At 46.8% G+C, this 16,287-nt stretch carries 15 protein-coding genes; 12 read left to right on the top strand and 3 right to left on the bottom strand.

The window, feature by feature from the left end; genetic code table 11:
* Positions 1–6 precede the first annotated feature (6 nt).
* From G589_RS0104910 to G589_RS0104885, 5 genes are all read left to right on the top strand, one after another.
* Positions 7–1,791, top strand: a complete 1,785-nt coding sequence (locus G589_RS0104910; RefSeq protein ID WP_026521295.1) for an ABC transporter ATP-binding protein — start codon at positions 7–9, stop codon at positions 1,789–1,791.
* Positions 1,792–1,809: 18 nt separating this feature from the next.
* Positions 1,810–2,727, top strand: coding sequence for a radical SAM protein (locus G589_RS0104905; protein WP_026521294.1), 918 nt, complete (start codon positions 1,810–1,812; stop codon positions 2,725–2,727).
* A 274-nt stretch (positions 2,728–3,001) separates the two neighbouring features.
* On the top strand, positions 3,002–4,696 hold the full coding sequence (locus G589_RS0104900) for a phospho-sugar mutase (RefSeq protein WP_026521293.1): 1,695 nt from the start codon (positions 3,002–3,004) through the stop codon (positions 4,694–4,696).
* Positions 4,697–4,708: 12 nt separating this feature from the next.
* Positions 4,709–5,050, top strand: coding sequence for a hypothetical protein (locus G589_RS20955; protein WP_051192190.1), 342 nt, complete (start codon positions 4,709–4,711; stop codon positions 5,048–5,050).
* A gap of 16 nt (positions 5,051–5,066) precedes the next feature.
* A complete protein-coding gene (locus tag G589_RS0104885) occupies positions 5,067–5,252 on the top strand; it encodes a CooT family nickel-binding protein (protein WP_022767790.1) in 186 nt (61 codons plus the stop codon).
* A gap of 50 nt (positions 5,253–5,302) precedes the next feature.
* Here the strand turns inward: G589_RS0104885 and G589_RS0104880 are convergent, their stop codons facing one another.
* Genes G589_RS0104880 through G589_RS0104870 form a run of 3 tightly spaced genes read right to left on the bottom strand, consistent with a single transcriptional unit; the run spans position 5,303 to position 8,421 of the window.
* On the bottom strand, positions 5,303–5,518 hold the full coding sequence (locus G589_RS0104880; protein WP_026521292.1) for a hypothetical protein: 216 nt from the start codon (positions 5,516–5,518) through the stop codon (positions 5,303–5,305).
* A gap of 18 nt (positions 5,519–5,536) precedes the next feature.
* Positions 5,537–7,228 carry a 2-hydroxyacyl-CoA dehydratase family protein gene (locus G589_RS0104875; RefSeq protein ID WP_026521291.1) on the bottom strand — a complete coding sequence of 564 codons (1,692 nt, stop codon included), beginning with the start codon at positions 7,226–7,228 and terminating at the stop codon, positions 5,537–5,539.
* 5 nt (positions 7,229–7,233) lie between these two features.
* Complete coding sequence (locus G589_RS0104870; protein ID WP_022767787.1) at positions 7,234–8,421, bottom strand: 2-hydroxyacyl-CoA dehydratase family protein; 1,188 nt, start codon at positions 8,419–8,421, stop codon at positions 7,234–7,236.
* 196 nt (positions 8,422–8,617) lie between these two features.
* Between G589_RS0104870 and G589_RS0104865 the strand changes: the two genes are divergently transcribed.
* From G589_RS0104865 to G589_RS0104835, 7 genes are all read left to right on the top strand, one after another.
* Positions 8,618–9,379, top strand: a complete 762-nt coding sequence (locus G589_RS0104865; protein ID WP_026521290.1) for an ATP-binding protein — start codon at positions 8,618–8,620, stop codon at positions 9,377–9,379.
* 21 nt (positions 9,380–9,400) lie between these two features.
* Positions 9,401–10,609, top strand: a complete 1,209-nt coding sequence (locus tag G589_RS0104860; RefSeq protein ID WP_026521289.1) for a 2-hydroxyacyl-CoA dehydratase family protein — start codon at positions 9,401–9,403, stop codon at positions 10,607–10,609.
* Positions 10,606–12,381 carry a 2-hydroxyacyl-CoA dehydratase family protein gene (locus G589_RS0104855; RefSeq protein ID WP_242826420.1) on the top strand — a complete coding sequence of 592 codons (1,776 nt, stop codon included), beginning with the start codon at positions 10,606–10,608 and terminating at the stop codon, positions 12,379–12,381. The genes G589_RS0104860 and G589_RS0104855 overlap by 4 nt, the downstream gene beginning before the upstream one ends.
* Positions 12,382–12,467: 86 nt before the next feature.
* On the top strand, positions 12,468–13,262 hold the full coding sequence (locus G589_RS0104850; protein WP_022767783.1) for an acyl-CoA dehydratase activase: 795 nt from the start codon (positions 12,468–12,470) through the stop codon (positions 13,260–13,262).
* Between the two features lie 22 nt (positions 13,263–13,284).
* Entirely contained in the window at positions 13,285–13,452 is a 168-nt protein-coding gene (locus G589_RS21845; RefSeq protein ID WP_155832497.1) for a hypothetical protein, read from the top strand.
* Between the two features lie 13 nt (positions 13,453–13,465).
* On the top strand, positions 13,466–14,182 hold the full coding sequence (locus G589_RS18925; RefSeq protein WP_051192189.1) for a hypothetical protein: 717 nt from the start codon (positions 13,466–13,468) through the stop codon (positions 14,180–14,182).
* 18 nt (positions 14,183–14,200) lie between these two features.
* Positions 14,201–16,264, top strand: coding sequence for an oxidoreductase (locus G589_RS0104835; RefSeq protein WP_026521288.1), 2,064 nt, complete (start codon positions 14,201–14,203; stop codon positions 16,262–16,264).
* Positions 16,265–16,287: the final 23 nt, after the last annotated feature.

Here is a 16,287-nt window from a genome sequence, read left to right as displayed (position 1 = left end):
GCATAAATGGCTATTAACAGCACCAGAGAGGATGAGGATTTAAAGGAGAGCCTTAAGCTTGACGTCCTAAAGAGACTTCTTAAGAATCTTCTGGAATATAGGGGGAAAAATGTGCTGGTAACCGGACTTATTCTGGTGACGGTTGCCATCCAGACCACTTATCCTCTGCTGATAGAAAAAGTAATTGATGATGAGATCATAGATGGAAATGTCCGGGGCCTTTTTACCATGGCCGGATTTATGATAGTTCTGGCCTTTGTGAACTACGCAGCCACCAGGATCTGGAGACGCATAATGGCTGTGATCTCCAACGACATGATCATGAACATCAGAAGAAGGCTCTATGTTCATATTCAGGAGCTGGGAGTAGACTTTTTTGACCAGAGACCATCCGGCAAGATCCTGGCCAGGATCACGGGCGATGTCAATGCGTTAAAAGAGGTTCTCTCAAGCACTATTACGACCCTGGCACCTGAGGCTGTGATGCTTGTTGCGATACTGGCTATCATGATCGTAAAGAGCCCGGTTCTGTCGCTGTCTGCGGCAGTTGCAGTTCCGATCATCATGCTGGGACTTTACTTCTGCGAGATCCTCGCCCACAAGAGATGGCAGATCTGGAAAAAGAAAGATTCTAACATGACAGCATACATCCATGAGGGAATTGAAGGTGTATCCATTATCCAGAGCTTCAATGCTCAGGAGGAGTCCTCAAAGGAGTTCGACGGACTTGTTAATGAGGTTATTAAAGCCTTCAGAAATGCGGTAGTTATAACAGATATCTACAGCCCTACAATCGAGATTGCAGGCGGACTTGGAACGGCGACACTTTACTATCTGGCAGTTACAAAGCTCAATGTTCAGCCGGAGTCCATAGGTACGCTTTCAGCTTTTGTTCTCTATCTTGGCATGTTCTTTAGTCCTATCAGGAATCTTGCCAACTACTACAACAAGCTGATTACTAACCTTTCTTCTGCTGAGAGAGTTTACGAGATCATGGATATGGATCCTCTTGTTAAGGATGGAGAAAGAGCTATCGACCTTCCTGAGATTGAGGGAAATGTTGAGTTTGACCACGTGACCTTTGCTTACCCCGATGAGCCGGATGTGGACATTCTCCACGATGTCAGCTTTAAGGCTAAGAAGGGAGAGACCATTGCCCTTGTTGGACCGACAGGAGCAGGTAAGACAACCATTGTGAGTCTTATCAGCAGGTTCTATAACACTAAGAGCGGAAGAGTTCTTGTGGATGGATATGACATCAGCAAGGTGACAATCCAGTCACTTAGAAATCAGCTGGGAATCATGACTCAGGACAACTATCTCTTTTCCGGAACCATCAGGGACAACATCAAGTACGGAAGACCTGATGCCACGGATGAAGAGATGCTGGCGGTATCAAAGGCTGTACATGCCCATGATTTTATCTCGCAGATGGAGAAGGGGTATGACACTGTGATCACAGAGAGAGGAGGCGGACTCTCCAACGGGCAGAGGCAGCTTGTGGCTTTTGCGAGAACTCTTTTAACAGATCCCAAGATCCTGATCCTGGATGAAGCCACGGCTAGCATCGACACCAGGACTGAGATCCTGGTTCAGCAGGGAATAGAGGAGCTTCTTAAAAAGAGAACTTCATTTGTGGTTGCACATAGGCTTTCCACCATCAAGAATGCGGACAAGATATTTGTTATTGATGACGGTGGAATCCTTGAGTGGGGTGACCACGAGAGCCTGATGGCAAGAAGAGGAGCCTACTACGAACTCTACTCGGCGCAGTTTGTCAGCGCGTCGTAATGTTGTATAATTTACATTATGAAAGACATAGATAAAGACTACTTATCCTGCAGGTTATGCCCCAGGAACTGCATGGTGGACAGAACCACCACAAGGGGCTATTGCAGGGAACTGAATACTTTGCACGTATCAAGGGCTGCTCTCCATATGTGGGAGGAGCCCTGTATTTCCGGTACGTCCGGGTCAGGTACGGTGTTCTTTTCAGGCTGTAACATGGGATGTGTCTTTTGTCAGAACAGGAAGATCAGCCGGGGAGAAGTCGGGAAATTCATATCGACGGAGCGCCTCGTGGAGATATTCTTTGAGCAGCAGGAGAGAGGTGCAAACAATATAAATCTCGTGACGGGGGACATGTTTATCCCTACAATTGCAGATGCAATCGAGAGAGCCAAGGATCAGGGGATTAAGATTCCGTTCCTGTTTAATACATCTTCGTACCTGAATATCGAGAGCGTGAAACGTCTTGAGGGGCTGATTGATATTTATCTTCCGGACTTTAAGTACATCAGGGAGGAAGATGCTGTGAGGTACAGCAATGCTCCCGGATACCCTGAGGCAGCCAGGGCGGCCATTGCGGAGATGGTAAGGCAGTGCCCTGAGTGCGTGTTTGAGACGGATGCTAAAGGGCAGGAACTTATTAAGAAGGGCGTGATTGTCAGGCACCTTCTTATGCCGGGTATGCTGATACAGGCCAAGATGATCACGAAATATCTTTATGAGACCTACGGAGATAATATCTACATAAGTCTTATGAATCAGTTTACACCGGGAGAGGGGCTGGAGAAGTTTCCTGAGATCAACAGGAAGATCACGGAAGCTGAGTATCGTAGCCTTGTTGATTACGCATCGAACCTTGGCGTAGTAAACGGCTATGTTCAGGAGGGCGAGACTGCTTCGGAGAGCTTCATACCGGAGTTTGATTGCGAAGGGGTGTAAGTTGATGGGGAGTCAGTGGGGACGGTTCTCTTGGGGAGTCAGTGGGGACGGTTCTCTTGGGGAGTCAGTGGGGACGGTTCTCTTTGACTCCCTTTGTTTGGGAATTTTATCGCTCTTAATTATCTGACAAGGGAGTCAAAGAGAACCGTCCCCACTGACTCCCCAAGAGAACCGTCCCCACTGACTCCCCACTGACTCCCCTTAGGGGGTTGCAAAACCCCTTTCAATGGGCGAAAATATTAGATATAAGTGTTCTAAGACGGAGGGTTATTATATGGATTATCAGTCAAGATATGAAGAGTGGATGGAGAAGCTTTCTGACAGCGATCCCTTAAAAGCTGAGCTTTCTGCCATCGCAGATGATGAGAAGGAAAAGGAAGAGAGATTCTATCAGGATCTTGCATTTGGAACTGCAGGCCTTAGGGGTAAGGTTGGAGCAGGAACCAATCGCATGAATTTCTTAACTGTAGGCAAGGCTTCACAGGGCGTTGCCGACTACATTGTTTCAAAGGGACAGGCAGCAATGGATGCAGGTGTTATCATAGCTCATGATCCCAGACATTTTTCAAGAGAGTTTTCCGAGCTGGCAGCAGGAATCTTTGCGGCTAACGGCATCAAGGTTTATACCTTCCCGAGCCTTCGCCCTACACCTGAGCTGGCATTTATGATAAGACGCCTTCATACGGTTTCAGGAATCAATATTACAGCATCCCACAACCCCAAGGATTACAACGGCTACAAGGCTTACTGGGATGACGGATGTCAGGTTTCAGCAGAGGTTGCAGACGGAATGACCGAGTGCATCAACGCGGTAGATATCTGGACCGGTATCAGGAAGTCCGACTATGACGAGGGCGTAAAGGCAGGCAAGATCATAGTTCTTGGTGAGGAGTATGACAGAGAGTACCTGGACAAGATTGAGTCCCTGGCTATTCATGAGGGCGACGATCTTGATCTTTCAATTCCTCTTGTTTACACACCACTTAACGGATGCGGATCAATTCCGTTCAGGCAGATGCTTACAGACAGAGGCTTTACTAACTGGAAGATCGTTCCCGAGCAGGAGAATCCCGACCCTGATTTTACAACTGTCGGATATCCCAATCCCGAGGATCCCAAGGCCTTTGCTCTTTCTGAGAAGTATGGAAAAGAGTTTGGTGCAGAACTCCTTATGGCTACCGACCCCGACTCTGACAGATTTGCTATAGAGATCAGGGATGATAACGGCAACTACGTTCCTCTTAACGGAAACCAGACAGGTTACCTTCTTGTAAACTATGTCCTTGAGGGACACAAGAGCGCAGGAACACTGCCTGCAAAGGGAGCAATGGTTAAGTCCATTGTTACATCTACTCTTTCAACAATAATGGCAAAGGCTTACGGAGTTGAGATGTTCGAGACTCTGACAGGCTTTAAGAATATCTGTGGTAAGATCCCTTACCTTCACGAGAACGGCTATCAGTATCTCTTCGGTTATGAGGAGTCTGTTGGATATGCAGTTTGTGAGGATATCAGAGACAAGGACGGAATCTCAGCAGGAATGCTGGTTGCAGAGGCAGCAGCTTACTACCGCAAACAGGGCAAGACCCTTTGGGATGTTCTTGGCGAGATCTATGCCAAGTACGGTTTCTTCGCTGAGGATGAGCCGAACATCGTGCTCGAAGGAATTCCGGGTGCTCAGCGTATCCAGCGCATGATGAAGTACTACAGGGAGAATATTCCCACAGAAGTTGCCGGTGCCAAGGTAGAAAAGGTCATCGACTACATAAACGGCTACGAAGACATTCCACCACAGAACGCCATCAGGATGTTCCTTGACAACGGTTCATGGTTTGCAATAAGACCAAGCGGAACAGAGCCAAAGATCAAGTTCTACTTCTATTCAAATCAGGATTCAAGAGAGAATGCGCTGAAGGTTAACGCCGATATCAAGAAAGCCACACTTGATCTGATAAATTCTGTTGAGTAAGGGGATATATAAATGAGCGAGCACACACATACATATACACATGAGCATGACGGAAGTCAGCATACTCATACATATACGCATGATCACGAGAATGGTGCAGAACATCACGACCACGATCATCACGAGCATCACCACCATGATCATCCTATGGAGAACAAGGAGCAGGTAAAAGCTCTTTTGGACTACAATTACAAGCACAACACCAGCCACGCTGACGAGCTGCACAAACTTGCAGATAAGCTAGAGAGCTTTGGATTTGCTGAGGCAGCAGCCAAAGTATCGGAGGCGGAAAAGCTCTTTTCCGAAGGAAATGCAAATCTTAAGGCAGCGCTTGATCTTATCAGTAACGACTGATAGAAGGAGGTGTGATATGTGCCTTTCTACAGTTTACAAGAACTCCAAGCCGGATGAGGCGATCATGGAATACGTAAGTACCATAACCTTCGATGGGGACAACGTCATCTGTACGGATCTCATGGGTGAGAAAAAGAGCTTTAAGGGTAAGCTTACTTTTGTTGATCTGACAGGCGGAGTCATCAGGATCGATTGTGAATAAGAGTAAAAAATAAGAGGCCATCGCCAGGTGCGATAGCCTCTTTTAATTTCTTAAAAACTTGTGTCTTCTACGCTTTCCTTCATTGAGTAAGGCATTGCAGTTGCATCGGGACGCTTCATGTTGTCAAAGCGCTTGATCATAAGAGGCTCCCAGATGTAGTACAAAAATTTACCATCCAGATCAAAATAGAAAACTGCAAAGAGGATGCCATAAATAAGTGCTGCAATCCTGAAAAGTTTGAAGATGAATTTTAATATTTTACTCATAATTACTCTCCCTTTTAATTACCAGCTGCCTCCGTCATCAAAATCAAGAAGTGAAGGATCCAGTGGCTCCTCGCGCATTACGGTTGTCATGTAGTCGTTTATGATATCGCGGATCTCTGCGCGGGATACTGTTCTCTTATCCGGAAGAGCATGTGGAACCCAGATAGCATGGATGTTACGCTTGCGGAATTCGTCCTCGAATACTCCGTGGATTCCCTGCATTCCCTTACACTGAAGCTGGTCGTACATGATGACCATATCGCAGTTGAATCTCTCCATGTAATCGAACAGGGAAAGAATGTGCTCATGTCCGCCAACTGCCATTGCACGCATAGGTGCTTTCTCATTGAACCATGCCAGATCCTCAAGAGCGTGCTCGTAGGTGTCGGTACGCAGGTACTGGTCGAACATAAGCGAATCCATGTTGATAATGGTGTTGATACCCCAGCAGTTGTAAGCCCATGTGCACCAGTGTGAGTAGTAAAGAGGTGCGCAGCTCCATGCAATTGCACGGTGTCTGGTCTTTGGGAAGGTCTCGATCTTGTTCTTGACACACTTGTCCATGATGCGCTTTACATGTGCATCCATCTCGTGCCAGATAGGTCTGTCACCATCCTGTGAGTAGTAGATTCTGTAAAGAGCCTGAGCAACACCGGTGATAGGATAGTAAGGAGTGTTGGCTGCAACATCCCATTTCTCCCACTCAAACTCGGTGAGCTTGTTGAAGCTCTGTGCATATTTAACGTACTTATCCCAATCCATCTTGATGCCGAAGTTCTCTTCTACGAACTTCCATGCACCTTCGATCTCTTTCTGACAGTTCTTCTGAACCAGAGGATCGTCATAGCGCATAGGCTGTGGCATAGCATAGAGCGGACGGTTTAAGAACCAGTCCTGAAGAACTGAAGTTGCAACGGATCCGTCACAGGCTTCGTTCGTTGTAAGCATTACCGGGCTGTAATCCGGGTAATCGTCAAGGACAAAGAGTCCGTACTCAGCCTGACACATAGGACATGGATCTGCAGGAAGTCCGATGGACTGCGCTGCGTCGATGTAGTTCAGAACTGTGTGGTTGTTTACGTGTACTGAAACGAAGTAGGGGATCATCTCAAGAGCTACATCGTCGAGCTCACCTCTCCAGCCGTAAAAGATATTTCCACTGAGCGTCTCGTTGTGGGCAATGGTCTTTTTCCAGGTCTCGTTTTCTTCTCCGCCGTTGAGCTTTTTGTCGGCCTCAAACATTCTCATGAACTGTCTGATGGTCTCACTTACCATTCCGCGATAGTGCCAGGCAGAAGCCTTCATGGCCTCGCCTCTTGCACCTTCAAGACCTCTGTCGAACCAGTGCATAACTGTAAGATAAGTCTGACCCATCCAGCGATATCTCATGGTTCCCTTGGCGAAAGTAACAATGCCCTTAGGACCGCCTCCGTAATTCATGATATCAGTAACCATGTGAGCGTAGTTGTAAAGCCAGATCATGTTGAAGTAGTACATGGTATCTTTTACACCACGCCACTCACGGTGCTTGTAAAGTCCTGTGTTGCCGACGTAGAGATCACCAAGACGTCTCTCTTCATGTGGCTTGCCATACCAGAAATCTCTGGCCATTTTTTTTATGTCTTTTGGTTTATTCTTTTCTTCCGGGCTCTTTTCTACAACGAAGAGCTCGCGATATTTTGCTTTTATGTCTTTAAGTCCGAATGCCATATACCTCAGCCCTCCTTCTGTATTTTCTTGAGCTCGATGCTCTCAACAAACGCCTGGAATCTGGTTCTTAGCTGTCCTACGGCGTTGTTTACATATTCTTTCTCGATAGAACATACGGGGTAACCGAAATCTCTTGGGATAACCAGGGTGTCGATGGTACGCTCATAGCTCCAGTACTCGCAGAACTTCATCTGTGAAATGATGATACCGTCTGCCTTGTATTCCTTGGCAATATCAGCAAGGTACTGCTTACGAGCACGCATGATATGCTGATCCATGAAACGAGGACACTCGCTGGTCTCAAGGTAGTGGCGTGCGATAGCGCGAAGGGGCGTCTCACCCTCTTTTACCACGATCTCTTCTCTTCCGGGAAGTGATCCGTAGCAGTAGCGGTCAGCAACAACCAGAGCGCCGCACTCCTCGATGAGTTTGATGAAGTCAGGATCATCCTCCTCGGAGCCTGTAAGAACAACCTTTACTCTGTAGTTCTTCTTGGCATCGGGTTTTCTGGTCTTGAGCTCTTCTGCGATGTCTTTTAACTTATCGATGATAAGGTACTTGGGACATACAAGAGTTGCCAGCTGGATGACGGAGAATTCCCAACCTGTGATGGTGGGTTCGTCGAGCTTTCTGTAGCTGCCGATCTCCTGAATGAGACGGCAAACCTCATTGTGCTGCTCGATAGCTTTTAAAAGAGCTTCATCAGAAGTGTCGATGTCGAAGTGCTCTTTTAACTTATCCAGCACGTGAGCCTGTAACTGGCCTACATAGTGGTCAATGGAGTTCTCGTTTTTCTTGAATGGAACATCGGTGAATTCGCAGAAGAAATCAGGATTCTTGATGATGTCCATAAGCTGGAGATGCTCCTGGAACCTACAGGTCACAGTACAGGTTTCTGTTGCCATTTCGGCGTCAAGGAAGTTGAAGCCTCCCTCAAGAGCCCTCTCTAAAAGGCAACGTCCGTACATACAGGTACGGTTGGTCATGTAGTAGGTTGCCATATCAGGCGATCCACTACGAGGTGCACGAAGACGCACTGAAAAACATCCCGGAAGGTCCAAAAGAACTTCCGGCATGAAATAGCAGGTATAACCAAGAGCGCGCTTTCCGTCAGCTTTTGCCTGGCGGACAAGCGGATTGTTGGCTTCCTGCAAAAGGTCTTCGAGCTCAAAGATATGCACGAGATCTTTCATGTATTTGGTTTCCCCCTCTTGAAGATTAAAAAAGCAAAAACACCGCAAGGCATTTTGCTTAAAAACATGCACTATATCATCAAGGCTATAATAACATATATCACAAAAAGTTAAAAGAATAAGGTAATACTCTTGTAGAAATTATACAATCCTTTATAATATAAGAGCAGGGTAATTAACTCTACGAGGGGGATTTATGACACATAATACAGTTGTTATCGCATTAGCGGGCAAAGGTGGCGTTGGCAAGACGTCTCTTTCTGCTGCTATTGTAAGACTCCTTACTGAAAAAAGACCCGACGCCAAAATTCTGGCTATTGATGCAGATCCGGCGGTGGGTCTTTCTGTCGCTCTTGGGGTAGAAGTCACTGAGACTCTGGACCAGATAAGAAAGAGAGTGGCAGAGGATGTTACCGGTAAACTAAGGGATACCCAGGATATCCTGGCAGAAGCCAAGTTCAGGCTCTATGATGCCATGGCTGAGCAGAGAGGATTTGCATTTCTTGCTATCGGAAGGCCGGAGGCGGCCGGATGCTACTGCGCCATCAATACTTATCTTAAGAAGGTCATCGAGATGCTTGTAGATGATTTTGACTACGTGGTGATTGACGGAGAGGCAGGAATTGAGCAGATCAACAGAAGAGTTCTGGAGAAGGTAACCCACCTTGTGTGTGTATCGGATCAGAGTCAGAAGGGTCTTAAAATCATCGGTACTATCAGAGACGTGGCAGGCGAACTGGTAATGTACGATGAGATCGGTCTCATAGTAAACAGGGCACTGTTCCCTGAGAGAATTGAGGACAAAGAGATTGAGGGAGTTAAGGTTGTGTCCGTCATCCCTCAGGATGATGCCATGACGGAGAACGACATGGAAGGACGCAGCATCTTTGAACTTCCGCAGGATACCGGAATATTAAAGGGCGCCGACGAGGCCCTAAAAAATTTAAAAATCTATTAAAGGCATAGAAAGGAGGTAGCCGTGCAGGACCTAAAACATCTAATCAAATTCGAGAATCTATTGGATGATGCAGCCAACGATCTGGTCAAGGAAGCACAGGCAGAAGGGCAGTATGCTATCGGATACACCTGTTATCACATGCCGGAGGTACTTCTGAATGTTGATAATTGTTTTTCAACCCGTATGCGAGCTCCGCGTACAGGTTCGATAGACATTTCCACATATTACATGTCCAACTACACCTGCGAGTTTGCCAGAGCTCTTTTGGAGAGAGGCATCGAGGGTGGTTATGAATATCTGGACGGTGTAGCCGGTGTTGATGCATGCTCAGCCATGAACAGATGCTATGAGCATCTTGAAGTGCTTGAGTGCAACAAGAAGCCACACTTCTTTGTAACTCACACCGATGTACCCTACAAGGTAGAGGACTACAACGTAGATCAGGTTGCAACACAGATGCGCCTTAGAGTTCTCGATGTTATGCACGAAAAACTCGGCACCGACGTATCGGACGAGGCAATCAGAAAAGCAGTAGAGGAACACAACGAACTCTGCAGAGTTGTCACAGAAATCGGAAACTTCAGAAAGCTGGAGAATCCACCTATTACAGGATATGAATTCCATGTCATCTCTCTTGTGAGCTACTGCTGTCCGACTGCCAAGATCCTCCCGCTCCTTAAGGAGACTTTGGAGGAGATAAAGACAAGAAAGCCTGATCCCAAGCCATGGTTCAGAGCAAGAGTTGCAATTGTCGGATCAGAGGTGGACGACCTTGATCTTACAAGACTTCTCGAGGAAGCAGGAGCGATGGTCGTAGCCGACAGATACTGCTACGGATCCTTCCCTGGAAGAGAAGAGATTAAGCTCAATGATGACGAAGATATCGTCAAGCAGATAGCAAGACATTACATGTTGACTTCCGAGTGTCCAAGGTACATGGCTGAGGAAAAGATAAAGCAGAGGAGAGATACTGCTGACAGACTCGCCAAAGAGTACGGCGCTGACGGAATCATCTTTGAGCAGATGAAGTACTGTGATTTCTGGGCATTTGAGAGACCTCTTGCCAGCCATATCCTCACTGAGGAGTACGGATGGCCGACTCTCTCCATTGACAGATCTTACAACGTACACAATTCGGGACAGCTGCGAACCCGTTTCCAGGCGTTTGTTGAAGCCCTTGAGATTAAACGAATCAGAAGAAATGCCCAGGAACAGGAGGTGGTTGGATGAAATACATAGATCCCAAGAATTTCAGACTTAAAGACCACATCGACTGGAAAGCCCAGGCTGAAAATATGAAGGAGATCGCAGGCATCGTCGGAGAGCTGGTTAAAGAGACCGACTGGAAAGACGTTGCAGCAGCTGCAGGTAAGGACGCCAAGGGACTTAAAAAGCGCATTACCCATGAAGTAAATCTTCTAAAGAATATGTCTCCCGAAGAAGTAAAAGACCTTGTCCTTAACGGTGAGAAACAGCTTGGTAAGCTCTACGCCAACGGCAAGATGGCCACAGTAAGGCGAGAGTGGAGAGGTATAAAGGACACCGGAGTTGACTTCTATGAGTGGACCAGAATGTGGGGAATGCTTCTTGCAACTTTCTCAAAAGACCTGGTACCTGCCCTTATGGGAGCAACACATTACAGATGGATGATCTCATACTTCTGCTGTCACTCCTTCATGGACAAGAACACCATGGGACTTAGAGGAAGAGCTCTTAAGATGCACCACGAGCTCATCTATGCAATATTCAGATACGTTGCTGAGAACCTGGTTCTTCTTATGAAGGCAGATGAGAAGGTTGGTAACAGCACAGACCTCTCCAAGAAGATAGTTCTTTTTGACGAGATGACAATGTCACAGATAATGGCAGGATTCCCGGACCTCATCGGTATTCCTTATCAGCTGATGCCGGTATTCCTTCTCTCTGAGATCGACCAGCTGGCATGTATGCCATACATTGACGCGATCGAATCCTACGGACTTCCGTCAGATACCTGCCCGGTTCCTTCATCAGAGTGCGGAGCGGTAGTTGTGGATGCTCTTCCTCACATGGGAGCATGCTTCATCTCCAGCTCAATGCCTTGTGACGGATCTGTTATGGCTTCCTCTTATACAAGCCGCAGATTTAAGGACCTTCCCACATATCATCTGGCATTCCCGGTCAGATATGAGGACGAGTCCATTATGGATGCAGCGGTAAAAGACATTAAGGGCTGCATCAAGTTTATCGAAGACAATACAGGTGCAAAGTGGAACTGGGATGCTTACTTTGCTGCCATGAAGAGATTTAACGAAGAGACCAAGTATGAGCTCCAGAAATGGGAGATCAACCAGACCCCTTATCCTCAGCTCATCGGACCATGCTACGAGCTGTTCCGCAAGTGGAACTACGAGATGGACGGAGGTCTCGATCCCAGAATCATCTCAACCTTCAAGAAGGTTGATAAGCTCATGCTCAAGGCTTATGAGAACAGGGATGAAGCATGGCGCGGCAAGATGAAATACAGAGCAATCGTTTGGTCAATACCTGCTCACTACTATGCAAACTTCTCCAACTGGGCGGCTAACTGCTGGGGCGTAGATATCCTGGTAGAGATGGAGTCATTGAACTTCACCAAGCCTCTTGAGACCGAGGATAAGGAAGAAGCTCTCAAGGATCTTTCAAGACTCTACGAGAGAATGGTAATGAGAAGACACACCAACGGTGGATATGACCACGTTGTTACAGAGCTCTGGAGACAGTGCGAGGCATGGAACGTAGACTTCGTACTTATGTATCAGCACGTATCCTGCAAGAACATGGCTACTGTTCAGGGACTGTTCGAGGATCAGGCAAGGGAGAGAGGCATCAAGCTTTTGTGGTGCAGCCACGACCTTATGGATCCAAGAACCGTATCACGTAAGGATATGAGATCAGAGTTTAACGAGTTCATGAGAACTGTTATGAAGGCAGAACCGGTTGATCCGTCACTGCTGGATTTCGAAGATGATACTACATGGTGATATAGGGATTCAACGATATGTGTATATCACCGGTAATTAAATGATTTAAGACAATGAACATTAATTTCTTAGGAGGGATTTTTTAAATGAAATATTTCGGTGGATGTGACGTAGGATCAACATATACAAAGGCTGTAATTGTTGACGAGACAGGCAAGATGGTTGCAGGAACAACTGTAAAGAGCAAGATCATTGCTCAGGAGTCTGCAGAGATTGCCATGAAGGAAGTAATCGATCAGGTTGAGGGACTTAATAGTTCCAAGGATCTTGAGTACCTCATCGGTACAGGATACGGACGTAACAAGGTTCCTTTTGCTGATGAGAACATTTCCGAGATCTCATGCCACGCTATGGGTGTACATGTTACTAACCCTTCAGTTAAGGCTATCATCGATATCGGTGGACAGGACGTTAAGGGTATTTCAATCGATACAGACGGAACAGTTAAGAACTTCGCTATGAACGATAAGTGCGCAGCAGGAACAGGACGTTTCTTCGAGGCTATGGCTCGTTCTTTCGAGATGAGTCTTGAGCAGTTCTCAAATCTCTCACTCTCAGCTAAAAACGTTATTCCTATCACAGCTCAGTGCACAGTTTTCGCTGAGTCTGAGGTTATCACCCTTGTTGGTGAAGGAAAGCCTATGGATGAGATCGCTGCAGGTATCGAGATGGCTGTTGCCAAGAGATGCTTTGTAATGTCCAAGAAGGCAGGCGCTACAGATTCCATCACACTTACAGGCGGATGCGCTAAGAATGCCGGACTTAAGGCTGCCATCGAGCAGGTACTTAAACTCAAGGTTGTTGATCTTTCTATCGATCCTCAGCTTATGGGAGCACTTGGAGCTGCTGAGTATGCAAGACAGAAAGGCCTTGCTAAGTAATAAGTGAAAGGACTTATTAGGGATGAGTAAGACTATAAAGATCATTCTGAAAATAATAAAAATTCTTACCATTGTCACAGGAATACTCTTTGTGATCTATTTCTGGAACCTTGATCAGAAGCTCATGGCCTGGGCCTATACACAGGTAAACAAGATTTTCGACCGCAAGAAAGCGGACATTAAGTTCTGATCGGAGAAGGTTTATGAAGTTATATGATAATTTGATCGATGTGACAGCAAGAGAACTTGAGAAGGCACAGGGAAAGGTCTTTTCCTATGAAAAGGTACCTGGCTGGAAGTGTCTTGATAACACTGAGTTCATCATGCAGAGAGATGCTGCTCTTGAGCTTGGATCAGTAGGACTTCCTTCGGTTAACTACACCTGTGTCACAACCTCAGGGAAGATAGCTGATGATGAGATCGTCGTTTACGGAAAAGACATATCGGAGATAAACGGCCCTACAGCCTTTGCCAGGATTGTGATCCTTGAGACGGGTGACCTCGGAGAAGATGAGGACCAGGAGAAGGCGTTCCAGGCCATCAGAAATCTTGAGTTCGTAAGATACCATGTTTTCCCTGAAGGCTACATGGTAAGGGTGTCTTCCCAGAGCAATCAGGAGCAGGTTCGCATCGCAAAGAGTGCCCTGAAGAAGGGAATAAACTTTGCCGGCGTGGGAGCAGCTTATATTTCCAAATACAAGGAGCTCGAGCAGGTAAAGAAAGTCAGGGTTATTTTCATCACAGAAAAAGAGCTGGTGGAAGCTCTTTTGCCAAATGCAGACAAGGTGGATGCCATCACCAAGACTCTTACTCACATTCTCGACGGACTGCCAACGGACTGTGGTCACTGCAGCATGAAGCCGGTTTGTGATGAGGTCGAGGGCATGCGCGAGCTGCATCTTGGGAAGAATAAAAAATAAACGAAAGGAATTGCCTAAATGAAACAGGAATATGAATCACTGTTCACCCCATGGAAGATCGGCAATCTTGAGATCAAGAACAGGATTGTACTGGCGCCCATGGGTGGCACATGTATCTTCGGTTGGATGGAACCAGGCGGAAGTCATTTCGACAAAGAGGCAGCAAGGCTTCTTTTAAAGATTGCCAAGCACGACTGCGGACTTGTTATTCCCGGTATCGCTCCGGTAAAAGACATGCTCGGCGGAAAATGGCTGTATCAGAACAAGCGCAAATTCAGTGAACTGGCTGACTTCATGGATGAGCTCCATGCTACGGGAGCTAAGATGTTTGTGCAGATGACGGCCGGATTCGGCAGGTCTTTTGCTCTTACAGCTCCGCTTGCGCTTCTTGCCAAGAATAAGGCTCTCAACACAATTGCTAAGCCTTATATCGATGCAGAGTATCTTACAGCAGCGCCTTCAGTTCTTCCTAACCGCTGGGCTGACGACGTAACAACACGTGCCATCACAGAAAAAGAGATCAAAGACATCATCTATGCTTTCGGAGAGACAGCAAGACTGTGTAAGGAAGCAGGAGTTGACGGTGTTGAAGTGCATGCTGTTCACGAGGGATACCTCCTTGACCAGTTCACACTTAAGTACACCAACAAGCGTACTGACGACTACGGCGGATCTTTTGAGAATCGCTATCGTTTCGCAGTAGAGATTGTAAAAGAGATCAAGAAGAAATGTGGGGATGACTTCCCGGTTTCTCTTAGATATTCCGTAAGGTCCATGACCAAGGCATTCCAGTACGGAGCTATGCCGGGTGAGGACTTCGAAGAGATCGGAAGAGATATGGAAGAGTCTGAGAAGGCGGCTAAGTACCTTCAGGATGCAGGCTACGACATGCTCAACTGTGACAACGGAACCTATGATGCCTGGTACTGGGCACATCCACCGCAGTACATGCCTCAGAACTGTAACCTCGCGGATGTTGAGCACATCAAGAAGTTCGTTGATATTCCTGTTGTATGTGCAGGTAAGATGGAACCCGATGTTGGAGCAGCAGCCATCAGAGAGGGCGGCATCGATGCCATGGCTGTCGGAAGACAGTTCCTTGCTGATCCCAAGTGGGTATCCAAGCTTAAGAGAGGCATGGAGGAGGAGATCCGTCCATGTATCTGCTGTCATTCAGCATGCTTTAACCTTACCAAACACAACGGAACAGCCAATGATCAGGATCTTTCAGAGTCTGCAGGAATGTGTAAGTGCGCGGTTAACCCTCGCAGCATGCAGTCTAAGAAATACAGAGTTAAACCTACCGATTCACCTAAGAAGGTTGCCATCATCGGCGGCGGTGTAGGTGGTATGGAAGCAGCAAGAATCCTTGCTCTTCGCGGACATGAGCCTGAGATCTATGAGAAGACCAGTGAGCTTGGCGGTGTATTCATCGCAGCTGCAGCTCCTGAGTTCAAGGAGAAGGATAAACAGCTCATCGCATGGCAGAAACATCAGCTTAAGAAGCTCGGTGTTAAGATCCACTTCAACTATGAAGTAAGACCTGATTCACTGCCGTCAGCTGACGAGTACATCATCGCAACAGGCGCTGAGGCCAACAAGATTCCGATTCCCGGAGCAGCAGAGTATGCTATGGATGCTACAGATTACCTCCTTGGTAAGAAGAGCGTAGGAAAAGATGTTGTTATCATCGGCGGAGGTCTTACAGGCTGTGAGATCGCTCTTGACCTGTTCAGAAAGGGCAAGAACCCTCAGATCGTTGAGATGAAGGATGACCTTATTGCAGTTAAGAACATGTGCCTTGCTAACACAAGTTACCTTCGTGACTGCTTCAAGACCAACAATGTTCCTGTATATCTCAATGCAGGTGTTAAGCAGATCAACGAAAAGAGTGTTGATGTTAACCTCAAGGATGGAAGAACAATTACTCTTCCGGCTGACAATGTTATCATGTCAGTTGGATATCATCCTATTCCACTCCTTCAGGCAGCTAAGAACGTACACCTCCTCGGCGATTGCCAGAAGGTTGGAAATATCCGTTCAGCTATCTGGGGTGCATGGGACATCGCAATGAAGATTTAAATAATGATAAATTAAAAGCTCCG

The sequence above is a fragment of the Butyrivibrio sp. VCB2001 genome (assembly GCF_000423965.1).
Lineage (GTDB): Bacteria > Bacillota > Clostridia > Lachnospirales > Lachnospiraceae > Butyrivibrio.
Note: the sequence above shows the minus strand (reverse complement) of the source record. Positions and strands in the feature narration are given on the sequence as shown.